General features: G+C 68.7%; 24 protein-coding genes and 1 tRNA gene. 5 read left to right on the top strand and 20 right to left on the bottom strand.

Going from position 1 to position 23,430, the window contains the following annotated elements; translation table 11 throughout:
* Nucleotides 1–192: 192 nt before the first annotated feature.
* The 13 genes from LY40_RS21610 to rplJ form a co-directional block, all read right to left on the bottom strand.
* Entirely contained in the window at nt 193–1,425 is a 1,233-nt protein-coding gene (locus LY40_RS21610) for a hypothetical protein (protein WP_258937984.1), read from the bottom strand.
* Nucleotides 1,426–1,480: 55 nt separating this feature from the next.
* Complete coding sequence (locus LY40_RS21605) at nt 1,481–2,347, bottom strand: Rv1363c family protein (protein WP_258937983.1); 867 nt, start codon at nt 2,345–2,347, stop codon at nt 1,481–1,483.
* 54 nt (nt 2,348–2,401) lie between these two features.
* The gene (locus tag LY40_RS21600) at nt 2,402–3,664 is read right to left on the bottom strand and encodes an MlaD family protein (protein ID WP_183779696.1); all 1,263 of its coding nucleotides are present in this window, start codon (nt 3,662–3,664) and stop codon (nt 2,402–2,404) included.
* Nucleotides 3,664–4,836 (bottom strand): MCE family protein, encoded by a 1,173-nt coding sequence (locus LY40_RS21595; protein ID WP_183785006.1) that lies wholly within the window; start codon nt 4,834–4,836, stop codon nt 3,664–3,666. The genes LY40_RS21600 and LY40_RS21595 overlap by 1 nt, the downstream gene beginning before the upstream one ends.
* Nucleotides 4,837–4,874: 38 nt before the next feature.
* On the bottom strand, nt 4,875–6,059 hold the full coding sequence (locus LY40_RS21590; protein WP_258937982.1) for an MCE family protein: 1,185 nt from the start codon (nt 6,057–6,059) through the stop codon (nt 4,875–4,877).
* Nucleotides 6,056–7,042: an MCE family protein gene (locus tag LY40_RS21585; protein ID WP_183779700.1), complete on the bottom strand. Its 987-nt coding sequence runs from the start codon at nt 7,040–7,042 to the stop codon at nt 6,056–6,058. Before LY40_RS21585 ends, LY40_RS21590 begins: the two co-directional genes overlap by 4 nt.
* Nucleotides 7,039–8,127 carry an MCE family protein gene (locus LY40_RS21580; RefSeq protein ID WP_183779702.1) on the bottom strand — a complete coding sequence of 363 codons (1,089 nt, stop codon included), beginning with the start codon at nt 8,125–8,127 and terminating at the stop codon, nt 7,039–7,041. Before LY40_RS21580 ends, LY40_RS21585 begins: the two co-directional genes overlap by 4 nt.
* Nucleotides 8,127–9,503: an MCE family protein gene (locus LY40_RS21575; RefSeq protein WP_183779704.1), complete on the bottom strand. Its 1,377-nt coding sequence runs from the start codon at nt 9,501–9,503 to the stop codon at nt 8,127–8,129. The genes LY40_RS21580 and LY40_RS21575 overlap by 1 nt, the downstream gene beginning before the upstream one ends.
* Entirely contained in the window at nt 9,500–10,339 is an 840-nt protein-coding gene (locus LY40_RS21570; RefSeq protein WP_183779707.1) for an MlaE family ABC transporter permease, read from the bottom strand. The genes LY40_RS21575 and LY40_RS21570 overlap by 4 nt, the downstream gene beginning before the upstream one ends.
* 3 nt (nt 10,340–10,342) lie before the next feature.
* Complete coding sequence (locus LY40_RS21565; protein ID WP_221212993.1) at nt 10,343–11,095, bottom strand: MlaE family ABC transporter permease; 753 nt, start codon at nt 11,093–11,095, stop codon at nt 10,343–10,345.
* Between the two features lie 32 nt (nt 11,096–11,127).
* Nucleotides 11,128–12,282 (bottom strand): ABC transporter ATP-binding protein, encoded by a 1,155-nt coding sequence (locus LY40_RS21560; RefSeq protein ID WP_258937981.1) that lies wholly within the window; start codon nt 12,280–12,282, stop codon nt 11,128–11,130.
* A 463-nt stretch (nt 12,283–12,745) separates the two neighbouring features.
* Entirely contained in the window at nt 12,746–13,138 is a 393-nt protein-coding gene (rplL, locus tag LY40_RS21555; RefSeq protein WP_183779727.1) for a 50S ribosomal protein L7/L12, read from the bottom strand.
* A gap of 51 nt (nt 13,139–13,189) precedes the next feature.
* Nucleotides 13,190–13,735 carry a 50S ribosomal protein L10 gene (gene rplJ / locus LY40_RS21550; protein ID WP_183779730.1) on the bottom strand — a complete coding sequence of 182 codons (546 nt, stop codon included), beginning with the start codon at nt 13,733–13,735 and terminating at the stop codon, nt 13,190–13,192.
* Between the two features lie 320 nt (nt 13,736–14,055).
* Here rplJ and LY40_RS21545 point away from each other — a divergent pair, with 320 nt between their 5' ends.
* The gene (locus tag LY40_RS21545; protein WP_308216679.1) at nt 14,056–15,375 is read left to right on the top strand and encodes a hypothetical protein; all 1,320 of its coding nucleotides are present in this window, start codon (nt 14,056–14,058) and stop codon (nt 15,373–15,375) included.
* Nucleotides 15,376–15,601: 226 nt separating this feature from the next.
* Here the strand turns inward: LY40_RS21545 and rplA are convergent, their stop codons facing one another.
* The 5 genes from rplA to LY40_RS21520 all read right to left on the bottom strand — a co-directional run bounded on the left by rplA (nt 15,602) and on the right by LY40_RS21520 (nt 18,484).
* Nucleotides 15,602–16,324: a 50S ribosomal protein L1 gene (gene rplA, locus LY40_RS21540; protein ID WP_183779733.1), complete on the bottom strand. Its 723-nt coding sequence runs from the start codon at nt 16,322–16,324 to the stop codon at nt 15,602–15,604.
* Nucleotides 16,325–16,414: 90 nt separating this feature from the next.
* Nucleotides 16,415–16,849, bottom strand: coding sequence for a 50S ribosomal protein L11 (gene rplK / locus LY40_RS21535; RefSeq protein WP_183779736.1), 435 nt, complete (start codon nt 16,847–16,849; stop codon nt 16,415–16,417).
* Between the two features lie 88 nt (nt 16,850–16,937).
* Nucleotides 16,938–17,861 carry a transcription termination/antitermination protein NusG gene (gene nusG / locus LY40_RS21530; RefSeq protein WP_258937980.1) on the bottom strand — a complete coding sequence of 308 codons (924 nt, stop codon included), beginning with the start codon at nt 17,859–17,861 and terminating at the stop codon, nt 16,938–16,940.
* A gap of 81 nt (nt 17,862–17,942) precedes the next feature.
* A complete protein-coding gene (gene secE / locus LY40_RS21525) occupies nt 17,943–18,377 on the bottom strand; it encodes a preprotein translocase subunit SecE (RefSeq protein WP_258937979.1) in 435 nt (144 codons plus the stop codon).
* Nucleotides 18,378–18,411: 34 nt separating this feature from the next.
* A tRNA-Trp gene (locus LY40_RS21520) sits at nt 18,412–18,484 on the bottom strand.
* Nucleotides 18,485–18,701: 217 nt separating this feature from the next.
* Between LY40_RS21520 and LY40_RS21515 the strand changes: the two genes are divergently transcribed.
* The 4 genes from LY40_RS21515 (at nt 18,702) to LY40_RS21500 (ending at nt 22,484) form a co-directional block, all read left to right on the top strand.
* Entirely contained in the window at nt 18,702–19,934 is a 1,233-nt protein-coding gene (locus tag LY40_RS21515; protein WP_258937978.1) for a pyridoxal phosphate-dependent aminotransferase, read from the top strand.
* 176 nt (nt 19,935–20,110) lie between these two features.
* Nucleotides 20,111–21,010 carry a hypothetical protein gene (locus LY40_RS21510; protein ID WP_258937977.1) on the top strand — a complete coding sequence of 300 codons (900 nt, stop codon included), beginning with the start codon at nt 20,111–20,113 and terminating at the stop codon, nt 21,008–21,010.
* A gap of 170 nt (nt 21,011–21,180) precedes the next feature.
* Nucleotides 21,181–21,531, top strand: coding sequence for a GntR family transcriptional regulator (locus LY40_RS21505; RefSeq protein ID WP_258937976.1), 351 nt, complete (start codon nt 21,181–21,183; stop codon nt 21,529–21,531).
* Nucleotides 21,528–22,484: a DUF1648 domain-containing protein gene (locus LY40_RS21500; RefSeq protein ID WP_258937975.1), complete on the top strand. Its 957-nt coding sequence runs from the start codon at nt 21,528–21,530 to the stop codon at nt 22,482–22,484. Before LY40_RS21505 ends, LY40_RS21500 begins: the two co-directional genes overlap by 4 nt.
* Nucleotides 22,485–22,489: 5 nt before the next feature.
* Here LY40_RS21500 and LY40_RS21495 read toward each other — a convergent pair whose 3' ends face one another.
* The gene (locus LY40_RS21495; RefSeq protein WP_183779754.1) at nt 22,490–22,888 is read right to left on the bottom strand and encodes a MaoC family dehydratase; all 399 of its coding nucleotides are present in this window, start codon (nt 22,886–22,888) and stop codon (nt 22,490–22,492) included.
* Nucleotides 22,885–23,334, bottom strand: coding sequence for an FAS1-like dehydratase domain-containing protein (locus LY40_RS21490; protein WP_183779757.1), 450 nt, complete (start codon nt 23,332–23,334; stop codon nt 22,885–22,887). Before LY40_RS21490 ends, LY40_RS21495 begins: the two co-directional genes overlap by 4 nt.
* Nucleotides 23,335–23,430: the final 96 nt, after the last annotated feature.

The following is a 23,430-nucleotide window of genomic DNA, read 5'->3' as shown; positions in this document are numbered from 1 at the left end:
CCTCGTTCGCTCGTCTCCGGCTCGCCTCCCGCAAGGCTCGCCATTGCCTGTAAGCGTGAACCCCCGTGAGCGCTGAGTCAAGCATTCACACGCCGGTTGCGCCTGGCGGACGAGTACGAAATAGATCACCTGTGCCCGGCTCTGGACAGCCGGACCACCGGTATGGCAGTCCGGCCGCCGGAGCGAGCCGAATCAGTTCCCGCCCTGCTCACCGCCGTTCTGGCCGTCCTGACCACCCTGCTGACCACCGTTCTGGCCGCCCTGCTGGCCATCTCCCGGCAGCGGCGCGCCGGACGGGTCCTGCGACTGTCCGGGTGCGGGCGCCGGCTGCTGCGCGGCGTACGTGTCGAGGTTGGTCACCTTCCACGTGTCGCCCTGCTTCTGTGTCTCCAGCCACATCGCCGCGCCGCCCACGGCGGGCTGCTCGTCGGACGGCCGCGTGGCCGCCTGGTCGATGAACACCATGACCCGTGCGCGCTCGTCGTCGAGATTGACGACCGCGCTGCGCGTGGCGTGCACCGTGACGACGATCTTCTGCTCCGGCGCGAGCCGCTTGATCTCGCCCATGAGCGCGTCGTACTTCTGCTTGACCTCACCACCGGCCAGCAGCTCGTCGGCGGCCTTCTCGGTCTTGTCGAGGTTGTTGTGGTCGATGGAGAACAGGCGCTCGGCCGCCTTCCCCATCGCCTCCTTCACCTCCGCCGTGGCCGGACCGTCGACCAGTGCGGAGTTCGACGTCGCCGCGCGCGCCTCACTGCCCTTGATCTGGAAGAACACCGCGGCGCCCGCCAACAGCAGGCCCGCGACCACCAGCACCGCGAGCACGGCGTATCCCGGCCGCCTGCGCGAGGTACCGCCCTTGCCGCCCTTACCGTTCTTGCCGCGTGCCGACGTCGCGACCGCGGGCGTTCCCGGCTCTTCGGCGTCGATGCTCTCGGCCTCGTCGAGACTCGCCGGCTTCGCACGCCCGTCGTCCTTGGCCTTCCGGCGCGGCCCCGGCCTCGGCGCCGGCTTCCCCGCGTCCTCGCCGGCGCTGTCCTCGCCGGCGCTGTCACTGTCGGTGCTGTCCTCGCCGGCGCTGTCACTGTCGGTGCTGTCACTGTCGCGGTCACCGACCGGGCCCGTCTCGTCCTCCGGCTCCGATGCCGCCGACGCACCGCGCCCCGCTCGACCGGCGCCACCCGCGTCGCCGGCCCCGGCGGACTGGCCCGCTTCAGCGGCCTCCGCGGTGTCGGTGGTGTCTGCGGCGTCTGCGGCGTCTGCGGCGTCTGCGGCGTCGGTGGTGTCGGTGGTGTCGGCGGCCCCGGCCTGCTCAGATGTCTCCACGTCCTCGGTGGAACCCGGCTTGCGCAGGCCCGCGACCTTGGGACGGCGCGTCGGCGTCGGCCGCTGCTGCGGGGTGGGCTTACGACGGTTCGGTGACACGGTAGGACTCCGTTCTGGGCGCTGCTGCGCGGTTCGTGGGCGCCGGGCGATGCGCTTACTGCTGGCCGCCGCCGGTGACGGGCACGTCGCCGATCTGCGACACCTTCCACGGGCCGTCCTCGCCGTCCCGCGAAAGCTGCACCTCGAGTCGCATGGTCTTCATGCCCTCCTGGTCGCCGCGCTTGATGTCGGCGCTCGCGGCGACGATGGCACTCGCCTTGCCCTCGCGGTCGTTCAGCTCACTGACGGCGACGTCGTGGACGGTCGTGGTCACCTTCGACTTCGCCTTGGTGATCGCCTCGCGATAGGTCTTCTCGGCCTGCTGGATCTGGTTTGCCAGCTCGCCGGTGCTGAGTTCCTTCTGCCTGCTGAAGTACTCGTCCAGCTTCGTGTGGTCGAGTTCGGTGAACGCCGTGACGGCCTGTCCGGCGACGCGCGTGACGTCCTGCCGCTGCGCGGCGACCTCGGCGTCGTCCCCGGTCGCGCTCACCAGCCACCACACGCCGAACACCGCCGCCACGATGAACGCGGCCGTCGCGAACGCGGCCGCACCCAGCAGTGCCCAGCGCGGCGGCACCGACCGGCCCTCCTCGGCCTCGTCCTCGGCCTCGGTGCCGTCGCCCTCGGTGCCGTCGCCCTCGGTGCTGCCGCCCTCGGTGCTGCCGCCCTCGGTGCTGTCGCCCTCGGTGCCGTCGTCGGCGACACCATCGTCGGCACCGCTGTCGACGTCGTCATCGCCGTCGGTGTCGGCCGGCTTCTCCGCCGCCGAGTCGGCGGACGACTCCGCCGACTCCGAGGCCGCCACCGTTTCCGCACCGTCGACGTCGCCGTCCGCGGTCCCCGGAACGTCGGCCCCGGCCGCGCCGGTGCCGTCTTCCGTCTCGCCGGTGGCGCGGGCCTTCTCCGGCTCGTCCGAACTCATAACGCTCCAGGGTATTGCGGTCGTGTCAGCTTGCTGTTTGTCGCCCTGACCGGCTCACGGCCGGGCCAGGCCTGCGAGCTGGTCGAGGCTCGTGATGTCGAGCCCCGGGCTGCCCGCCACGCCGGGGGTGCCGCGCAGCGAGGCCAGCTCCTCCTCGTCCCGCGTCGAGTTCTCCTCCAGCTGTTGCTGGCTCGGCTTGACCGGGACGCCGTGGTACGGCGCGTTCTGCGAACCGCGCACGTTGATCGGGCTGCCGACCGGCTCGGCACAGTACGCATCGCCCTTGGGATCCCGCTCGGAGGTGTCGTTGCCGGGACGGTACTCGTCGGGCGAACGGTAGCCCTTGGTGCATGACGGCGGGTTGAACAGGTTCAGCGCGAGGCCGAGGTGCGCGGTGCCGTCACCGGGTGTGACCGAGTAGGCGCCGCCGGTCACCATCGGGTAGGCGATGAACATCATCTCCAGCCCGTCCTGCCGGGGGACCAGCAGGTTCGACGTCGTCAGCAGATTCGCCGTGAGCGCCGACAGGCCCGGACCGGTCTCGGCCAGCACCCGCTGCACCTGGTCGCCGACCTGCGGAGCGACGTCGACGAGCTTGCGGACGTCGGCGTCGGAGTCCTTCAGCGTCTGCGACAGCTTGCGCAGGTCGCGACTGAACGAGCGCATCGACCCGGCCATCTCGTTCTGCGTGCGCAGCACCTTCGTGCCCGAGTCAAGCAGCTCCACCGTCTGCGGAACATGCTCGGAGGCCACCTTCGTGAACTCCTGCGTGGTGTCCATCAGCTGCTGCAGGTCGCGGCCGGTGCCGTTGAACGCGTCGTAGGACTCGTCGACGACGGTGCGCAGCGAATCGGTCGGCACCGACTTGGCCAGCGACGACAGATCGCCGATCAGTTTCTCCGTCGGCACGGGCGTGGTCGCGTTCCGCGAGTCGATGACCGAACCGGCCTCCAGGAACGGTCCACCGGAACTCCGCGGCTGCAGGTCGACGTACTGCTCACCGACCGCGGACCGGTTCGCCACGACGGCCTTCAGATCGGCGGGCACGGGCGGCGCGTCCGCTTCGATGTCCAGCTCGGCCTCGGTGCCGTCCTCGGTCAGGCTCAGTGGGCCGACGGTACCGATGTTGAAGCCGCGGTAGGTCACCTCGGCACCGGTGAAGATCCCGCCGGACTCGGCCAGCTGCAGCTGCACGCTGTAGCCGCCCTGACCGAAGGTCTCCTCGACGTCGGTGAACCGCACGAGCGCGTACACGACGGCGACCACCGAGATGATCACGAACACCACGAGCTGGATCTTGGTCTTGCGCACCAGCATCAGCTACCGCCCCCTGACAGGCTCTCGAAGATCCCCTCGACGCCCGACGACGACTGTTGCGAGGTCCGCCCGTCCTGGCCCCCGGACTGCTGCGACCCGGGTTGTCCGGACGATTCGCCCAGCGGCAGCGGCGGCGGGTTGTCGCCGGTTCCCTCTCGCGGTGACGTGAGGTTGCCCGGCAACGAGGCGTCCTGGAGCGGGTTCTGCCTGCTGCGGCCGAGGTTGGCCAGCACTTCCTGCAGGTCCAGATCCAGGTCGACGTAGAGGTTGAAGTAGTCGCCCTTGGCGCCCTTCACGGCCTGGTCGGTGAACGGGTAGCTGAGCATCAGTTCGAGCGCCTTCGGCAGGTCCGAGCCCGCCTCACCGAGCTTGCGCAGCACCGGCATGAGCGACTTCAGGTTCGCAACCAGGTCCTCCTGGCTCTGGTTGATCGTCCTCGTCGCGACACCGGACACGCGGTTCAGCGCCTGCAGCATCGTCACCAGCTGGCCGCGCTGCTGCTCCAGGACCTCCAGGCCGGGGCCCAGGTTGTCGATGGCACCCGCGATGCGGTCCTTCTGCCCCTTCAAGTTCATCGACAGCCGGTTCAGACCGTCCAATGCGCTGGTGATGTCGCCCGACTGTGCGTCGAGCGCCGACACCAACTGATTGGCGTTGCGCAGCAGGCCCTTGACGTCCTGCTCGTTGCCGGACAGCGCGGTGTTCAGTTCCTTGGTGATGTTGTTCAGCTGTTCCACGCCGCCGCCGTTGAGCAGCATCGACAGCGCGCCGAGCACTTCCTCGACCTCGACGCTGCGGTCGGTGCGCTCCACCGGGATCGTGTCGCCCTCGGCCAGTTCGGCCTCGGCCGGATCCTGGCCCGGAGGGCTCAGCTGGACGTACTTCTCGCCGAGCAGGCTCGACTGGCGCAGGTTCGCGATCGCGTTGGCCGGCAGTTCGACATCGTTGTTGATCAGCAGCGTGACCTCGGCCGTCCACCCGTCGCGGGCCAGGCCGATCTGCTCGACCCTGCCCACCGACACCTCGTTGACCTTGACGCCGGACTGCGGCACGAGGTCGAGGACGTCGCGGAACTGCACCTTCACGCGGTACGGGTCGTCGCCCAGGTCGGCGCCACCCGGCAGCGGGAGGTCGTACACGCCGGAGAACCCGCAGCCGGACACGGCGAGCATCGTGGCGGCCGCACCCGCGGACAGCAGCTTGCGGAACTTCACTGGCCACCTCCCGAGGACAGCACCTGCTGCGTGATCGGGAGCGGCAGCGGCGGCAGCTCACCGTTGTTCAGCGCGTGCACCGACTGCGCCAACGACGGCAGCGGCACGTTGTTGTCCACGACGTCGGCCACGCCCTGGCACACGTTGCCGACGGCGTCGAGCGCGTCCGGTGTCTGCTTCAGCAGGTTGCACACCATCGTCGCCGGCGGTTGCGTGAGCTCGTTGAGGTTCGCCCTGGCGTCGAGGGTTCCCGACGAGGCGTTGTAGGTGTTGGCGAGGTTCGTCAGCGCCAGCGGACCGATGTCGAGCGTCTCGGCGAGGGCGCCGCGCTGTTCGACGAGCACCCGCGTGACACTCGCCAGCTTGTCCACGTTGGACTTGAGCTTGCCCCTGTTGTTCTCGACGAACCCCTTGACCGAGGTCAGCGCCGTGCCGAGCTGCTTGACGGTCGCCGACAGGTTCTCCCGCTCGCTCGAGAGGTAGCCGCTGATGTCGGCGAGCTGCTGTTCGAACCTGCGCACCGTCTGGTCACTGCCGGCGAGCGTCGTGGACAGCTTCCCCAGGTTCTCGACCGTGGCGAACAGATCACCCGAGTTGCCCGACAGCGTGCCGGAGGCCTTGCCGAGCTCGGTGATCGTGTCGTGCAGCGCCTTACCGTTGCCGTCGAGGTTCTCGGCGGAGGTGTCGAGCAGGTCCGACAGCGAACCGTTCTTGTTGGCGCCGTTCGGGCCGAGCGATTCGGACACCCGGCTGAGGCTCTCGGCGAGCTCGTCGACCTCGAGCGGCACCTCGGTGCGGTCCTGGCTGATCGTCGCGCCCGCGTCGAGCGTCGGACCGCCGGTGTAGGCGGGTGCGAGCTGCACGTACCGGTCCGAGACCAGCGACGGCGCCACGAGGATCGCCTTCGCGTCCGCCGGGATCTGCACGTCACGGTCGTAGGTCATCTCCACGAGCACGCGCTCACCCTGCGGCTCGACGTTCGTGACCTCACCCATCTCGACACCGAGCACGCGGACGGTGTTGCCCTCATACAGGCCGATCGCGCTCGGGAAGTAGGCGCTGACCCGCTTGCTGCCCGCGTCCTTGAGCGTCCACCACAGTCCGCCCGCGACGACGAGCGCGAGCACGATGGCGATCGTGACGCCCTGGGCGAGCCGCTGACCGAATCGAGTGGTGATCATTTGACGTTGCACCCCTCTTCGTTCACCGGACCGACGGACGGGAGCAGGAAGCCGCAGATGTAGTTGTCGAACCAGCGGCCGTTGCCGATCGTGTTGTTGAAGACGCGGACGAACGGCGCGAACTGGCGGATGCCCTCGCTCAACGATTCCTCGTTGCGTTGCAGCATGCCGGTCAGCCGGTCGAGCTTGTTCAGCACAGGGCCGATCTGCTCGTTGTTGTCGGCGACCAGGCCCCGCAGCTGCGTCGACAGCTCCTGACTGCCCTGCAGCATCGTGGTGATGGCCTGCTTGCGTCGCTGCAGTTCACCCAGCAGCGACGAGCCGTCCTCCATCAGCTTCACCAGCTGCTCGTCGCGGCCGGCGAGCGTGCCCGAGATCTGCTTGGTGTTCTTCAGCAGGCTCTTGAGCTGCTGATCGCGCTTGGCGATGGTGTTCGACAGCTTCGACAGCCCGTCCAATGCGCCGCTCATCTCGTCGGGCGTGTCGGAGAACGTCTCGGACAGCACGTCGAAGCTCTGCGCCAGCTGGTCGGTGTCGACCTCGTCGACGGTGCCGGACAGGTCGCGGAACGCCTCGAGCACGTCGTAGGGCGCCGTGGTGCGCTCGCGCGGGATCGTCGACCCCGGGTCGAGCGGGTTCTCCCCCAACGGGTCGAGTGCCACGTACTTCTGCCCCAGCAACGTCTTGATCTTGATCGTCGCGGAGGTGCGGTCGCCCAGCCAGGCGTCGCGCACCTTGAACGACACGTTCACCCGGTCGCCGTCGAGCTCGACGTCGCTGACGTTGCCGACCTTCACGCCGGCCACGCGCACCTCGTCGTCGGGCTTGAGTCCGGCCGCCTCGCTGAACTCGGCCTGATACGTCGTGCCACCGCCGATGAGTGGCAGGTCCTCGGTGTTCAGCGCCGCCACGATGCCGAGCACGATCACGATGATGCCGGTGATCGCGATGGGGATCGGGTTGCGCTTCTGGAAGCTCTTCATTCGCTGGTGCACCGCTCCCTATTGACCGGCGCGATCGGCACGTTGACGGGCTCGGACATCAGCCCCGGGATCCGGACGTCGCCGCTCGCACTGCACAGGTAGAAGTTGAACCACGAGCCGTAGTCAGCGGTCGCAGCCATCCGCTTGGCCTTCTCCGGCAGGAACTGGATGAAGTGTTCGACGACCTGTTCCTGGTCGTTGAGGTTTCCTGCCAGCTCACCGAGGGCCTTGACGTCCTGCTTCAGCGGCTCGCGGCCCTCCTTCAGCAGGCCCGCCGTGGTCTGCGCCAGCCCACCGAGCGCGTCGATCGACTGCCCGATCGGCTCCTTGTCCTTGGCCAGTCCCGACACCAGCTTCTGCAGCCGCACGATCAGCTGGTCCAGCTGCGGCGTGCGTTCGTTGACCGTCGTCAGCACCGTGTTCAAGTTGTCGATGACCTGGCCGATCACCTGGTCCTTCTCGGCGAGCTTCGTCGTCAGCGACGCCGTGTGCGACAGCAGGCTTTCGACCGTGCCGCCCTCGCCCTGCAGGACCTGGATGATCTCGTACGACAGCTTGTTGACGTCGTCCGGCGACAGCGCCCGGAACAACGGCTTGAACCCGTTGAACAGTTCGTTCAGGTCCAGCGCGGGCGTCGTCTGATCCAGCGGGATCGTCTCGCCCGGCTGCAGCGTGCCCTGCGGACTCCCGCCGCCCGGCTGATTGCCGCCGCCCTGGTACGCGGCCTGCTGCACCTCGCCCTGGCCGGCGCGTTCGAGCGCGATGTAGCGCTGGCCGACGAGGTTGCGGTACTTGATCGACGCCTGCACGTTCGCGGGCAGCTCGCGGGCGGCGTCGATCTCGAACTCCACCTCGGCGAGCCTGCGGTCCACGATCTCGACGGAGCTGACCTGGCCGACGCGCACGCCCGCGATCCGGACGTCGTCGTTGGGGATCACCATCGTCGCGTCGGTGAAGCGGGCCTTGTACGTCACGGTGTCGGACAGGTTGATGTTCGCGATGCTGACCGCGAGCACACCCGTGACCAGCACCGTGACGGCGATGAAGGCACCGAGTTTGACCAGTGGTGCGGTGAGTCCGCGCATTATTCGACCGTCACCTCCGCTCCGCGGTACATCGGGGCAATGAGCAGGGAGCCCCAGCCGGGCATCTCGTCGGCGTCCATGCCGAGCCGCGGCGCGGTCAGCTGCGAGATCAGCCGCAGCTCACCCGGCGAACCGGCCGGGTCGCCGCCCGCGATACCGGGAGCGGCGCCGCCGCCACCGTTGTTGTTGTAGCCGCCCGCGTTCGCCTGGTCGTCGGCCTGGCTGAGGCCGTTGTTGGACGAGCGCGCAGGCGGGGGCGCCGTGCTGCCGTCCTTGACGGGCCCGTCCGGTGGGTACTGCGGGAACGGATCCGGCCGCTCGGCGAAGTCGTAGCAGCGCGGGCCGCGGTGGTCGTTCCACTCCGGTTCGTCCTGCCCCGGCTTGTACGGACCGCGGTTGTTGGTGATCTCGATCGTCGCGTGCAGGCCGGGCTCGTTGGTGCCCTTGCCGAACGCCTTGTCGATCCGCGGCACCAGCTCGGCCATCTGCCCGAGGAAGCACGGGTACGACGGCGCGTACTTGGCGAGTAGTTCAGCCGTCGGCCTCGCGGTCTCGCCGAGCTGGATGAGGTTGGACGAGTTCGCCTTCAGCCACGAGTGCAGATCCGTCGAGGCGCCCGTGATGCTGGTGTACATGTTCGACAGCGCCTGCCGCTTCTCCACGATCGTCTTGCTCGTCGTGGTGAAGTTGTCGAGCGTCTGCACCAGATCCGGGGTGACGTCGGAGAGGTTGTGCGAGAACTTCGCCAGTTCCCGCAGGTTCTCCTGCAGCTTCGGCACGTGCGGGTTCAGCTCGCCGAGGTAGCTGCCGAGGTCCGACAGCGTCTGGCCCAGCTGCTCACCGCGCCCCTCCAGCGCCGTCGAGATCGCGCTCAGGGTGGTCGAGAGCTTCTGCGGCTGCACCGCCTGCAGCACCGGCATCAGATCCTCCAGCGCCTGTTCGAGCTGGATGGCGCTCTCGGTGCGGTCCTGCGGGATGACGTCCCCCGACCGCAGTGCCGTCGCCTCGGCGCCGTCCGGGATCTCCAGGTTGACGAAACGCTCGCCGAAGAGCGTCTTCGGCAGGAATCGGGCCGAGACGTTCGCCGGCACCAGGTCGGCGTGCTCCGGGTCGAGGTTCAGCGTCATCTTCGTGGCGCCGCCCGCGACGGGGGTGATCTCGCCGACGTGACCGACGATCAGCCCACGCACCTTCACGTCGGAGTTCTCCGACAGCTGGTTGCCGAGCTCGTCCGCCTCGAGCGTCACCGTGACGTACGAGCTGAAGGCCTTGTTGTAGATCGCCACGCTCAGGGCCACGCCGCCGACCAGCAGTCCGACCAGCAGCAGTCCCAGCAGCCTGCGACGCAGCGTTGCCCACATCCCTGTCGCCGTCATCCCGCGATCCTCACCGTCGTGTCGGTTCCCCAGAGCGCGAACCCGACGAAGAAGTTGACCACCGCGACCGTGACGATCGACAACCGCACGGCACGGCCCACGGCCACACCGACACCCGCGGGGCCGCCGCTGGCCTTGTAGCCGTAGTAGCAGTGCGTGAGGATGATCAAGACGCTGAAGATCAGCACCTTGATGAACGAATACAGCACGTCCTGCGGTGGCAAGAACATGTCGAAGTAGTGGTCGTAGGTACCCGCCGATTGGCCGTAGACGTAGATGACCACGGCCCTGGAGGCCAGATACGACGCCATCAGGCCGATGACGTACAGCGGGATGACCGCGACGAACCCGGCGATGATCCGCGTCGTGACCAGGTACGGCAGGCTCGGCACCGCCATCACCTCGAGCGCGTCGATCTCCTCGGAGATGCGCATCGCGCCGAGCTGCGCGGTGAAGCCGGAACCGACGGTCGCCGACAGCGCGAGACCCGCCACCAGTGGTGCGATCTCACGGGTGTTGAAGAACGACGTGAGGAAGCCGGTGAACGCCGACGTGCCGATCGAGTCCAGGGCCGAGAAGCCCTGCAGACCGACCAGCACACCGGTGAACAGCGTCAGGCCGACCATCACGCCGACGGTGCCGCCGATCATGGCCAGCGAACCGGAGCCGAAGCTCACCTCGGCCAGCAGGCGCAGCACTTCCTTCATGTACCGCCGGATCGTCCGCGGCGCCCACGCGAGGGCGCGCAGGTAGAACGACATCTGGTCGCCGAGATCGTCGAGCGTCTCGAGCGGGCGGTTCGCGATCTTTTTCGCGCGCTGGGTCACGGAGGCCATCGGTCAGCCCAACTTCGGCGGGACGAGCTGCAGGTAGATCAACGTGATGACGACGTTGACCACGAACAGCAGCAGGAACGTGATGACGACGGACTGGTTGACCGCATCGCCGACGCCCTTCGGCCCGGGTGGCGGGTGCAGGCCCCGGTAAGCGGCCACGACGGCGGCGAGGAAGCCGAAGATCAACGCCTTGAGTTCGCCGACCCACAGGTCCGGCAACTGGGCCAGCGCGGAGAAGCTCGCCAGGTACGCACCGGGCGTGCCGTCCTGCAGCACGACGTTGAAGAAGTAGCCGCCCAGCACACCGATGACGCTGACCATGCCGTTCAGCAGCACCGCGACGAGCATGCACGCCAGCACGCGCGGCACGATGAGGCGCTGCACCGCGGAGACGCCGAGCACCTCCATGGCGTCGATCTCCTCGCGGATGGTGCGCGCGCCGATGTCGGCACAGATCGCCGACCCGCCCGCACCGGCGACGAGCAACGCCGTCACCAGCGGCGCCGCCTGCTGCACGGTGGCGAGCACGCTGCCCGCACCGGTGTAGGACTCCGCACCGAGCTGGCTCGCCAGCGACCCGAACTGCAACGAGATGATCGCGCCGAACGGGATCGCCACGAGCGCGGTCGGCAGGATCGTGACGCTGGCGATGAACCAGGCCTGCTGGATGAACTCCCGCAGCTGGAACGGGCGCTGGAAGATGCCCCGGCCGATGTCGAGACCGAGGGCGAACAGCTTGCCCGTCTCCCGCAACATCCCCATGCCGGGGACGGTGGCCGTCCGTGCGCTCATGCCCCGCCTCGCCGCGGTCGCAGCGGCCGGGTCGGTGCGGACTGCTCGGCGCCCGGCCAGGCGGGCGAACCGGGCAGGTCGGCGACCTCGCCCGCGGGCAGATTGCCGCGATGGGCCGGCGTCCGGCCACCTGCGGTGACGGCCGGTTCGGGAATGCCGTAGTGCCTGCGCTCCTCGGGCGTCAGCGAGGCGATGATGCCTTCCCGAGCCGGCTCGGGAAGGGTGTGGAGCACCTGCACCACGCGGTCCTTGCGGCGGATCGCGCCCTGCCGCTCCGGCAGGCCGGGTGTGGGCTGCAGCTGGGGCACGATGCCGCGCACGTCCTCGGTGGACCCGTCGTGGTGGCCCGCGTCGGCCTGCTCCTGCTCGAGCGCCATCTGCGCCGAGTCCTTCTCCTCGCTCATGCCGATCGGGCCGAGTCGGCGGCCGTTGAGGAACTGCTCGACGACGGGCTCGTCCGAGGTCAGCAGCACCTCGCGCGGGCCGAACATGACGAGTTCCTTGCGGAACAGCATGCCGATGTTGTCCGGCACGGTACGGGCGAGGTTGATGTTGTGGGTGACGATCAGGATCGTCGCGTCGATCTGGGCATTCAGGTCCACCAGCAGCTGGGAGATGTACGCGGTACGCACCGGGTCGAGGCCGGAGTCCGGCTCGTCGCACAGGATGATCTCCGGGTCGAGCACCAACGCGCGGGCGAGCCCGGCGCGTTTGCGCATACCGCCGGAGATCTCACCGGGCAGCTTGTCCTCGGCCCCGGACAGACCGGTCAGCTCGAGCTTCTCGAGCACGATGTTGCGGATTTCGGTTTCCGACTTCTTGGTGTGCTCCCGCAGCGGGAACGCCACGTTGTCGTAGAGGTTCATCGACCCGAACAGCGCACCGTCCTGGAACAGCACGCCGAACAGTTTGCGCGTCTCGTAGAGCTTGCGCTCCGAGCACCTGGCGATGTCGACGCCGTTGATCTCGCACTTTCCCTTGTCGGGCTTGAGCAGACCGATCATCGACTTGAGGAACACCGACTTGCCGGTACCCGACGGGCCGAGCATCACCGACACTTCCCCAGGCGGCAGGTTCAGCGTCACGTCACGCCAGATGGCCTGCTTACCGAAGGACTTGGTCAAGCCCTCGATGACCACCTCGGCACCCATCGCACCCTCCCGGAGCGGTTCCGCGGCCGCGGCCGGTGCCCCGCCCGTTCCAGCGGGTGCGCCCGGCGGACCGCACCTCCCGGGAGGTGTCGACCGCCATGTCCGCAGCGTCTTCCTTCTACGAGCAACGACCGAAGCCCGCGTAAGTTACTCACTAGTTCACATCAGGTTCGCGCGCCCGGAGTAATCCCGGACACAGACCGTGTGATGTGGATGTGCAAGGTAACCCACGCCCCACGCACCCGACGACCGCCCACACCCACGAATGTGATGAATGGACACACCCCGTGTGCGCCGTGATCGAATTCCGCCGCAAATTCTTCCGACATACGAAAACGCCCGCCGCCGCGGAATGCCCCGGAGGGCATCTTTGGGATGCCACGAGAACATGAAAAAGCGGGCGGACACCCCGTGGGATGTCCGCCCGCTTTCGCTGTAATCGAAAACGCCGTGAGGCGTCAGATCACTTGAGCGAGACCTTGGCGCCGGCCTCCTCGAGCTTGGCCTTGGCGGCCTCGCCGGCCTCCTTGTCGACCTTCTCGAGCAGCGGCTTCGGGACGCCCTCGACGAGCTCCTTGGCCTCCTTCAGGCCGAGACCGGAGATGACCTCGCGGACGACCTTGATGACCTGGATCTTCTTGTCGCCGGCGTCCTCGAGGACGACGTCGAACTCGTCCTGCTCCTCCTCGGCGGCGGCACCGGCGTCGGCGCCCGGGGCGGCGGCCACGACCTGGGCGGCCGGGGCGGCGGCCGTGACGTCGAAGGTCTCCTCGAACTTCGTCACGAACTCGGACAGCTCAAGCAGCGTCAGCTCCTTGAAGGCGTCGAGCAGTTCGTCCGTGCTCATCTTCGCCATGGTGGCGTTCCTTCCTTGCTTGCGACTCGGGAGTCGGGTGGGTGGTGTCGGTCAGCTCTCGGCGTCGGACGCGGAGCCGGATTCGGACTTCTGCTTGTCCTCGAGCGCAGCGGCGGCGCGGGCCATCTTCGACAGCGGCGCCTCGAACAGCGACGCGGCCTCGGACAGCTTGGCCTTGAACGCACCTGCGGCCTTGGACAGCAGGACATCGCGGCTCTCGAGCTCGGCCAGCTTGTTGATCTCGCTGACGCTCATCGTGCGGCCATCCATGTAGCCGCCCTTGATGACGAGCGCGTTGTTGTCCTTCGCGAAGTTCTTCAGAGCCTTCGCGGCCTCGACCGGCTCGCCCTCGATGAAGGCGATCGCGGTGGGGCCGATGAAGAGCTCGTTCAGCTCCTCGACGCCCGCCTCTTCGGCGGCACGCTTGGTGAGGGTGTTCTTCGCGACCCGGTACTTCACGGTGGAGCCGAGAGCGCGGCGCAGCTCGCTGAGCTTGGACACGGAGAGGCCGGAGTACTCGGTGATGACCGTGGCCGAGCTGTTGCGGAACCGGTCCGCAATCTCGGCGACCGCCTCCACCTTTTCGGGCTTCGCCATGGTCGCCTCCTCTCTTGGCTGGTGACCACTGAGCTTGCCCGCGACTACCCTGGAAACGACGAAACGCCCCGGCGCGCGCGGCGAAATCCAGCGCAGCAGGCTCGGGGCGTCGATACACACGGGTACCCGTGTGGCGATCCTCGTTCCTCCCTGCGCGGGTCGCCGCCCGTTCGGCGGACCTTCGTTCCCGAGGTAGCCCCGGGAAGACCAGCGGTCTTCGGTAGAACCGTCGCCGACTATACGCCCACGTGGCGGCGGCCCCGACACCCGGGTCCGCACACGGCTCCCGCACGCGGAGCGTGAGCAGGCATCATGGGCGCGTGACGGAACAGCGAACCGATCCGGCGAGTGGCGAACCGGACCGGCCCGGCGATTCCCCGGACGCCTCCTCCCCTCCGGAGGCAACCGCCCCGGCCGCTCCCGAAGGTGCGAGCGATGCGTCCGGCGGCGCGCCCACCTCTGAGGAGGTCGCCCGCGGCGGTGGTGTCGTCAGCGGCACGGACGCGGGCGGTGGGACGCCGCCCGCCGGTACGGATGCTGTCGAAGGTACGGGCGCGATCGACACCGCGGCCACGAACCACACCGCGGCCACGAACGACGCTGCTGCCACGAACGACGCTGCTGCCACGAACGACGCTGTTGCCATGAACGACGCTGCGCCGACGCCGCCGTCCGGCACGGACCTCCAGCCGTCGGCCGCCGGTTCCGTCGACACCGCCGGTTCGGCCACCGGTTCCGCCGACGAGGAGCAGCTGCGGCAGTTTCAGCAGTTCCAACAGTTTCAGCAGTTCCAGGAGTTCCTCAAGTTCCAGCAGGCCCAGCAGACCGGGCAGCCGCAGCAGGGCGGTGAGGTCGTGCCCGGAACGCCCGGCGCACCACTCGTGCCGGGCTCGCCGCAGGCGGCCCAGTACCCGCCCGCCCCGTACACACCGCCGCAGCCCCCCGCGGGTCCCGCCGCCGACCACGCGGCGCTCGCCAGCACGGGCGAACGGCTGCCCGAACCGCCGCAGCGCCCGCGCAGGCGCCCGCCGCGATGGCTGACCTGGCTGGGCAAGAAGCTCCTCGGCTGGCTGGTCGCGTTCCTGCTACTGGCGCTCGCCGCGACGTGGGCCTACAACCACTTCTTCGGCAGCGGCGACAGCGATCAGACGACCGAGGAGTACGCCCGCGGGGGCGGCGGTTCGTACCACGCGACCGAACTGCTGGCCGACAATCCGTACTCGGCGGTGCGATCGGTGTACGACGCGATCGCGCAGGCCGATCCGGATACCGGTATGCCCGACGCGGACAAGGCGTGCGGGCGGTTCGACGAGGCGACGCAACAACGGTTCGCCGACAACCTCGGCTTCGGCGACTGCCGCCAGGCCGTGAACGCGCTGCACGAACAGGTCACGCACGTCAACTCCTACGCCGAGTCCATCTATCCGCGCGGTTACCTGCCGACGTCGACGACCGAGCGGATCGACTCCTGCTCGTTCACCGTCAGCGGCGGGCCGGCGCTCGGCGTGTTCACCGTGGACAAGGTGGAGAAAGACCAGTGGCTGATCACGGGACACGAACGCGGACCGGAAACGTGTCCCGGCCAGGCCGCACCGTCACAGCGGCAGCCGTCGGACTCGGCCCCGCAACCGGGTAACTGAGCCCTTTCCCGCGGACGCTCCCCCACCTGCGACGGCCGCGGCGACCGTGTCCGCGCCCTCGACGTTCCCCACGGACGCATCCCGGCTCGGCGCCGCCCCCGGCAGGCGCCGAGGAGCCGGGATGCGGCACAGCGCCCGCGGCCGGGATGCGGCACACATGCAAACGGGGCGGCCCACCCGCAATGGGTGAACCGCCCCGTATCGGCGCTGTGCGTCCGGTGACGCCTCAGGCGTTGGCGTCCTCCGCGAGGAGGTCACGCGTACGCGTCGGGTCGACCGGGATGCCCGGGCCCATGGTCGTCGTGAAGGTGACCTTCTTGACGTAGCGGCCCTTGGCGGCGGACGGCTTCGCACGCAGCACCTCGTCGAGGGCCGCGGCGTAGTTCTCGACCAGCTTGTCCGTGTCGAACGACGCCTTGCCGATGGCCAGGTGCAGGTTCGACTGCTTATCGACGCGGAAGCTGACCTTACCGCCCTTGATCTCCGAAACGGCCTTGGTGACGTCGGGCGTCACCGTGCCCGTCTTCGGGTTCGGCATCAGGCCACGCGGGCCCAGCACGCGGGCCACGCGGCCCACCTTCGCCATCTGGTCCGGGGTCGCGATCGCGGCATCGAACTCGAGCCAGCCACCCTGGATGCGCTCGATCAGATCGTCGGAACCGACCACGTCGGCACCGGCGGCCTCGGCCTCTGCGGCCTTGTCACCGGTGGCGAAAACAGCGACGCGGACGGTTTTACCCGTGCCGTGCGGCAGGTTCACGGTGCCGCGGACCATCTGGTCTGCCTTGCGGGGGTCGACGCCGAGCCGCATCGCGACCTCGACCGTGGCGTCCAGCTTGTTCTTGCCGGACGTCTCCTTGGCCAGCTTCACCGCGTCGAGCGGGGCGTACAGCCGGGTCTGGTCCACGAGCTCGGCGGCCTGACGGTAGGCCTTGCTGCGCTTGGTCATGCTCTGTCCTTACATGCGAAGTGGATCAGTTGTGGTGCGGGCCAGCGCCTGGCCCTTCCACGGTGCGCCTCGAGACGAGGCGGTCGAGACTCAGTCGACGACGGTCAGGCCCATCGACCGGGCGGTACCGGCGATGATCTTGGCCGCCTGGTCCTCGTCGTAGGCGTTGAGGTCGGTCTTCTTGGTCTCGGCGATCTCGCGGATCTGGTCCATCGTGACCTTGCCGACCTTGTTCTTGTGCGGCTCGCCGCTGCCCTTGTCGACACCCGCGGCCTTCAGCAGCAGCTTGGCTGCCGGCGGCGTCTTGAGCTTGAAGTCGAACGAGCGGTCCTCGAACACGGAGATCTCGACCGGCACGACGTTGCCACGCTGGTTCTCCGTGGCCGCGTTGTACGCCTTGCAGAACTCCATGATGTTGACGCCGTGCTGACCGAGCGCGGGGCCGACCGGGGGCGCCGGGTTCGCGGCACCCGCCTGGATCTGCAGCTTGATGATCGCTGCAAGCTTCTTCTTCTTGGGTGGCATTTCCGTTTCCTAGTTCAGCGTTGCTCTCCCCACGCACCTGCCGTGGCGCGGGGGCCTTCCGGCGTGCTCCCGACTGCGGGAGCGGCCGTCAGATCTTGGAGACCTGGTTGAACGACAGCTCGACCGGCGTTTCCCGGCCGAAGATCGAAACCAGGACCTTCAACTTCTGGCCGCCGGCGTCGACCTCGCTGATCGTCGCGGGCAGCGTCGCGAACGGACCGTCCATGACGGTGACCGATTCGCCGACCTCGAAGTCGACCTGCACCGCGGAGCCGGACGACGACGGCGCGGCCTGCGTGTCCGGCGCGGCGGACTCGCCCTTCGCGGCCTTCGCGGGCGCCTCCTTCTCGACCTGCGGCGCGAGGAACTTCAGCACCTCGTCCAGCGTGATCGGCGACGGCCGCGACGTGGCACCGACGAACCCCGTCACACCGGGCGTGTTGCGCACGGCGCCCCACGACTCGTCCGTGAGCTCCATGCGGACCAGGATGTAGCCGGGCAGGACCTTGCGGTTCACCTGCTTGCGCTGGCCGTTCTTGATCTCGGTGACCTCTTCGGTCGGCACCTCGATCTGGAAGATGTAGTCCTCGACGTCCAGCGTCTGCCGCCGGGTCTCGAGGTTGTTCTTCACGCGGTTCTCGTAACCGGCGTACGAGTGCACGACGTACCACTCGCCTGGCAGCGACTTCAGCTCGGCGCGCAGCTGGGCCACGGGGTCGTCGGCTTCGCCCGCGTCGGCACCGGCCTGGTCGGCACTCTCGGCCGAAGCCGCAGCACCGTCGGCGACCTCGGCCGCGTCGGCGTTGTCGTCGGACTCTGCGTTGTCGTCGGCGCTCGCGGCGTCGGCCTCACCGGCGGACTCGTCAGCACCGGCCGTCTCGGCGGTGCCGGCCTCCGCGTGCTCGTCGACCTCTGCAGTCTCGGCGGCCGGCGCAGGCGTGTCGGCGGCCTCGGCCGGGTCCACGTCGGTGGCCGCGAGCACCTGCTCGTCTGAGCCGTTCTCGGAGGTCACTTTCCGTCCTCTCAGTTGATCGCGTGTGTCGTCACGGGCGCGGCGATCCGCTCCCGCCACCCGCGAGGCCTGGCCAAGGCGCTAGTTGCCGAATACGAAGTCGACTCCCTCGAGGAAGACGAAGTCGAGCAGGTAGACCAGGGCGATCATGAAGGCCACGAACACCAGCACAACGCCGGTGTAAGTGATCATCTGCTTGCGGGTCGGCCAGATGACCTTCCGCAGCTCGCCCCAGACCTCGCGAAGGAACCGCACGATCCGGGCGAAGAGCGAATGCTTCTCGGTCTTCTCTTTTGTCGTGCCGCTCCGCTTCGGCGTGGGCCGGTCCTTGCCGGCGGTGGTGCCCTTGCCGGGACCGGAGCCCGCCTTCCCCTTGGGGGCGGACTTGTCCGCCTTGGCGTCACTGCCCGTGCCGGAGGCAGCGCGGCGCCGCTCGCGGCGAGCGGCGGCGGTGTTCGGACGGGAGGCGGAGCTCTTCTGCCCCTCCCCCGGGTCCTTCTCGCCGTCCTCGCTCACGAGCCACTCCTCTGCCTAACCTGACACATCAACGCAGGGGCGACAGGACTCGAACCTGCGACCTGCGGTTTTGGAGACCGCTGCTCTACCAACTGAGCTACACCCCTTCGAACGTTCACGCAGTTCATGCCTCCATCCCATCGCGACCCTTATCCGACCGCGAGAACGAGGGCAGGAACAACCGTCGAACGTTCCAAGTGCAGTAGTCTACGGCAAGGCCGATCGCGCTCTGCAACCGAGGCCCGTTTCACCGCCGACCACTCCCCGCGCACCCGCGTCGCCCCAGGTGACGCGGGACGGACGGGCGCGTGGAAAACTGTAGCCATGGCCACACCTGGAACCACATCCACCCGTCCCCGTTCCCGAGTGTCCGCGCGGATCGCGGGCATCACGCCGTCCGCGACGCTCGCGGTGGATGCGAAGGCGAAGGCGCTCAAGGCCGAGGGCCGCCCGGTGATCGGATTCGGTGCGGGGCAGCCGGACTTCCCCACGCCCGACTACATCGTCGAGGCCGCGGCGAAGGCCACCCGCGAGCGGGTCAACCACGGCTACACCGCCGCGGGAGGACTGCCCGAGCTGCGCGAGGCGATCGCCGAGAAGACGCTGCGCGACTCCGACTTCCGCTGCGATCCGGCCCAGGTGCTCGTGACCAACGGCGGCAAGCAGGCCGTGTACTCGGCGTTCGCGACACTGCTCGATCCGGGCGACGAGGTGCTGCTGCCCGCGCCGTACTGGACGACCTATCCCGAGTCGATCACGCTCGCGGGCGGTGTTCCGGTGCAGGTGACGGCCGACGAGACGACCGGCTACCTCGTCACGGTCGAGCAGCTGGAGGCCGCTCGCACCGAGAAGACGAAGGTCCTGCTGTTCAACTCGCCGTCCAACCCGACCGGTGCCGTCTACCCGCGCGAGCAGGTCGAGGCCATCGGCAAGTGGGCGCTCGAGCACGGCATCTGGGTCGTCACCGACGAGATCTACGAACACCTCGTCTACGACGGCGTGACGGCCGCGTCGATGCCGGCGGTCGTGCCGGAGCTCGCCGACCAGACCCTGATCCTCAACGGCGTCGCCAAGACGTACTCGATGACCGGCTGGCGCGTCGGCTGGATCGTCGGACCCGCGGACGTCATCAAGGCCGCCTCGAGCTTCCAGTCGCACCTGTGCGGCAACGTCTCCAACGTCGCCCAGCGCGCGGCCGAGGCCGCGGTCGCCGGGTCGCTGGACGCGGTGCACTCGATGCGCGAGGCGTTCGACGCGCGGCGCAAGAAGATCGTGTCGCTGCTGTCGGACATCCCCGGTGTCGAGTGCCCGACGCCGGAGGGCGCGTTCTACGCCTACCCGTCGGTGAAGGCGGTTCTCGGCAAGGAGATCCGCGGTGAGCGGCCCGAGGACACGGTCGCCCTGGCCGATCTGATCCTGCGCGAGGCCGAGGTCGCGGTCGTGCCCGGCGAGGCGTTCGGCACGCCCGGCTACTTCCGCTTCTCGTACGCGCTCGCCGAGACCGAACTGGTCGAGGGCGTGAACCGGGTGGCGAACCTCCTCGCCGAGGCGAAGTAGGAACAGAGCAGCGCGAAGTCGAAACCCGGCCCCGGAGCCACCGTCTCCGGGGCCGGGTTGCTGTCCGGGGCCGCCGCCCGTACACAGGCACCGGGCGACCTCCGTGAGCCATACTGATCCCGTTCGACATCTGACAACAGGGGATTGAAGTGGCCCGGCCCCACTGCGCACGGCTGGTGTCCGTGCTCACGATCTGCGCCGCACTGACCGGCTGCACCGGCCTACCCGACCGCGACCAGGAAGTGGAACGCCTGGAGACCGAGCTCGGTTCGATGTCCGGCGTCGACGACGTCTCGACGATCTACTCCAACGACTTCACCGCAGGCGCACGGCTCACCCTCGAACTGACGGTGGAGACGGCATCCGAGGACGAGCTGGCGAATCTCGCACGACGCATCAACGATCTCAAACAGGACCACTTCGAGGGCTACACCCAGACCACGGAGTTTCTCGTGGCGCCGAGGACCACCGCGAGCTTCGGCGCCACCCCCGAACCCGCGCAGGTAGCCGAACGCGCGCAACAGCTCCGGAACGTCCGCGCGGCGGTTCCCGGCACGGAAATCAACTGGTCCCGTACCGAGCTCGCGCTGAGGGATTCTCCCACCGCCACCACGTCGTTGGCTGCCGTACGCAGCGAGTTCGCCGACGAACGGATCCAAGCGACCGTCATCGCCCGCGACGACAGCCCGGTGTGGACCGTCGCGTTCCCCTTCCGCCTACCCGACGAGAAACGCATTCGGGACCGGCTCTCCGGCTTCCACTCCGAGGTGAGCTCCGTGACCGTCGAGGACGGCGCGCTGACCGCACTGACCGTGGAAGTGCGCAGCCCGAGATCCGCGCGCGAGGAACTCGACGCGATCATCGATGCCACGCAACCCACGCCCGAACGCCCGTTGATGCTCGACTGGCACGCACCGGAGCCCGAAGACGCGCCGCGTGAGTTCTCCGGCGCGGTACACGTGGCCGCCTGCAACTATCCGAACTCCGCCGGCGAGGAGAATCCCCGAGACCATTACACGGCCGAGGCGATCGAGCTCCAGCGCCAGCTGCGCGCGGAGTACGACACCTGCCGTTGATCCTCACGCGCTGCCTGTGAACGAACTGCGCGGGCGAACTTCCACGGCCGCTGCGTCGAACACGACCCGATGCCAGACCACGACCTCCCAGGTGCCCCCGTGAACGCCTGGGGACGGTCACCCCGGAGACGCTATCCCAAGTCTGCGTTTGTTCTAGTACAGTTAGAACTATGTTGATCCGCATCGACCCCGCGTCGACGGCCGCCCTGTTCGAGCAGGTCGCCGCGTCGGTCCGGCGCGCGCTGGCGGCGGGCGATCTCGCACCGGGTCAGCAGCTGCCACCCGCCCGGGAAGTGGCGACGTCGCTGGACATCAACGTGCACACCGTGCTGCGCGCCTACGGCGTTCTGCGGGACGAAGGGCTGATCGAACTGCGACGCCGACGCGGAGCGGTCGTCACCGGCGCAGCCGACACCCGCGCGCGACTCAACACCCTGGCCGGAGAGCTGGCCGACGAGGCACGTCGCGTGGGCGTCGACCTCGACGAGCTCACCGAGATCGTGAAGGAGAAGTTCGCATGAGGACAGCCCGGCTCACGCTGGCCACCGCCGGTATCCCATTCGTCGTCCTGGCGGTCGCCTACGTGTTGCGGACGGCGTGGGCCGGCCGCCTCCCCGACACGATCGTGTCGCACTGGGGCACCGGCGGCCCCGACCGCGGGACAGCGCTGACGTCGATGACCGCCTGGACGCTCGGACTGGGCGCCGCAGCGGCGGTCGTCGCGACGGTGACCGCGCTGGTGATGCGGCACCGCGGAGCCTTCGTCCCGCGCACCGCCATCGGGTTCGCCGCCTGGCTCGCGACGCTGCCCGCCGGGGTGTTGATCGCGTCCATGTGGGCGACGCTCGACGTCGCGTCCTGGCAGCAGGCCCGCAGCGCGTGGGGCGCGGTCACGCTGGCGATCGGGCTGAGCGTGGCGGCGGGTGCACTCGCGACACTGCTGACGGGACCGACTCCGCGAGCAGCCATCCCGGAGCCGCGCGACCTCCCCTCGGCCGGCCTCGCGCCGGGCGAGCGCGCCGTGTGGATCGGCGCGGGAACGAACTACCCGATGGCGTTCGCGGGCATCGGGGTCATCGGACTGTTCCTGGTGTTGCAGCTGAGCCTGGACGACCTCGACGTCATGCCGCACGCCCTGATTCTGATCGTCGCCGTCCTCGCACTCGCTGCGACCTGCCGCGTGCGGGCGCGCGTCGACGCGACCGGCGTGACGCTGACGCTCGGACTGTTCAGGTTCCCTCACCGCACGCTGACGTTCGACGAGATCGCATCGGCCCACGTGGAGCAGATGTCCGTGTGGAGCGCCGGCGGATACGGACTCCGCAGGGGATTCGGTTACACGGCGTTCAAGGTGCGCGCGGGAGAGGCCCTGGCCGTCACGCTGACGTCGGGCCACGTCGTCAAGGCCACCGTCGACGACGCCGAGCGGGCGGCGGGCCTCGTCAACGACCTGGTCGCCGCCGAACGCCCCTGAGGCGGCTACGCGCGCACGATCGCCTGAGCCTTGCCGAGCACTGTCTTCCCGTCGAACTTGGCCGTGATGTCGACGCGGGCGGTGCCGTCGTCGCGGACCTCGGCCACCTTGGCCGTGAACTCGACCTCGGCGCCCTCGTCGTCGTCCGGCACGACGACCGGCCGGGTGAAGCGCACACCGTATTCGACGACCCGTCCGGGGTCGCCGAGCCAGTCGGTGACAACGCGCCCGCCGAGCGCCATGGTGAGCATGCCGTGGGCGATGACGTTCGGCAGCCCGACCTCGGTGGCGAACCGTTCGTTCCAGTGGATCGGGTTGAAGTCCAGCGACGCACCGGCGTAGCGCACCAGCTGGTCGCGGGTGACCTGCACCGTCAGCCCGGGCAGTTCGTCTCCGACGTTCACGACTGCTCCCCCCTGACGACGAGCTGGGCGTAGGTGGTGCAGACGGGTTCTCCCTCGTCGGTGGCGACGTCGGCGTGGACGCTGAGGAAGTCGTTGCCCGCACGCACGAAGATGTCGTCGATGTGCACCGTGACCTGCAGCCGATCGCCCGCCCGCGCCGGCCGGTGGTGCACGAACCGCTGATCGCCGTGGACCATGCGGTCGTAGTCCAGCCCGAGTTCAGGGTCCTCGACGACCGCGTTGATGGCACGGATGTTGATGATCGTCAGGAACGTGGGCGGCGCGATCACATCGGCGTACCCGGCACCCTTGGCGGCCTCGACGTCGCGGTAGAGCGGGTTGTCGTCGCCGATGGCGCGTGCGAACTCGGCGATCTTGGCGCGGCCGACCTCGTAGGTCGTTTCGGGCGGGTACGTGCGCCCGATGAATGACGGTTCCAAAGGCACGGCGCAGACTCTACCGGCCGGTGAATCCTTCACCCACTGGACCGAATCGGCCGGCCGGTCCTGCGCACAGAATCGCCCCCAAGGACACCTTCGGCC

The sequence above is a fragment of the Prauserella salsuginis genome (genome assembly GCF_024648885.1).
Taxonomy (GTDB): domain Bacteria; phylum Actinomycetota; class Actinomycetes; order Mycobacteriales; family Pseudonocardiaceae; genus Prauserella; species Prauserella salsuginis.
The sequence above is the reverse complement of the archived record's forward strand: the minus strand, read 5'-3'. Positions and strand labels throughout refer to the sequence as shown.

Bases quoted from the DNA above. Each gene is read 5' to 3' on its own strand.
- LY40_RS21565 (WP_221212993.1), bottom strand. From the start codon at position 11,095: ATGTTGCGGGAGACGGGCAAGCTGTTCGCCCTCGGTCTCGACATCGGC.
- rplL (WP_183779727.1), bottom strand. From the start codon at position 13,138: ATGGCGAAGATGAGCACGGACGAACTGCTCGACGCCTTCAAGGAGCTG.
- LY40_RS21575 (WP_183779704.1), bottom strand. From the start codon at position 9,503: ATGACGGCGACAGGGATGTGGGCAACGCTGCGTCGCAGGCTGCTGGGA.
- LY40_RS21515 (WP_258937978.1), top strand. From the start codon at position 18,702: ATGGCCACACCTGGAACCACATCCACCCGTCCCCGTTCCCGAGTGTCC.
- LY40_RS21595 (WP_183785006.1), bottom strand. From the start codon at position 4,836: ATGCTCGCCGTGTCCGGCTGCGGGTTCTCCGGCGTGTACGACCTCCCG.
- LY40_RS21585 (WP_183779700.1), bottom strand. From the start codon at position 7,042: ATGAAGAGCTTCCAGAAGCGCAACCCGATCCCCATCGCGATCACCGGC.
- LY40_RS21570 (WP_183779707.1), bottom strand. From the start codon at position 10,339: ATGGCCTCCGTGACCCAGCGCGCGAAAAAGATCGCGAACCGCCCGCTC.
- LY40_RS21505 (WP_258937976.1), top strand. From the start codon at position 21,181: ATGTTGATCCGCATCGACCCCGCGTCGACGGCCGCCCTGTTCGAGCAG.
- rplK (WP_183779736.1), bottom strand. From the start codon at position 16,849: ATGCCACCCAAGAAGAAGAAGCTTGCAGCGATCATCAAGCTGCAGATC.
- LY40_RS21605 (WP_258937983.1), bottom strand. From the start codon at position 2,347: ATGAGTTCGGACGAGCCGGAGAAGGCCCGCGCCACCGGCGAGACGGAA.
- LY40_RS21580 (WP_183779702.1), bottom strand. From the start codon at position 8,127: ATGCGCGGACTCACCGCACCACTGGTCAAACTCGGTGCCTTCATCGCC.
- LY40_RS21560 (WP_258937981.1), bottom strand. From the start codon at position 12,282: ATGGGTGCCGAGGTGGTCATCGAGGGCTTGACCAAGTCCTTCGGTAAG.
- rplA (WP_183779733.1), bottom strand. From the start codon at position 16,324: ATGACCAAGCGCAGCAAGGCCTACCGTCAGGCCGCCGAGCTCGTGGAC.
- rplJ (WP_183779730.1), bottom strand. From the start codon at position 13,735: ATGGCGAAGCCCGAAAAGGTGGAGGCGGTCGCCGAGATTGCGGACCGG.
- LY40_RS21590 (WP_258937982.1), bottom strand. From the start codon at position 6,059: ATGATCACCACTCGATTCGGTCAGCGGCTCGCCCAGGGCGTCACGATC.
- LY40_RS21500 (WP_258937975.1), top strand. From the start codon at position 21,528: ATGAGGACAGCCCGGCTCACGCTGGCCACCGCCGGTATCCCATTCGTC.
- LY40_RS21600 (WP_183779696.1), bottom strand. From the start codon at position 3,664: ATGCTGGTGCGCAAGACCAAGATCCAGCTCGTGGTGTTCGTGATCATC.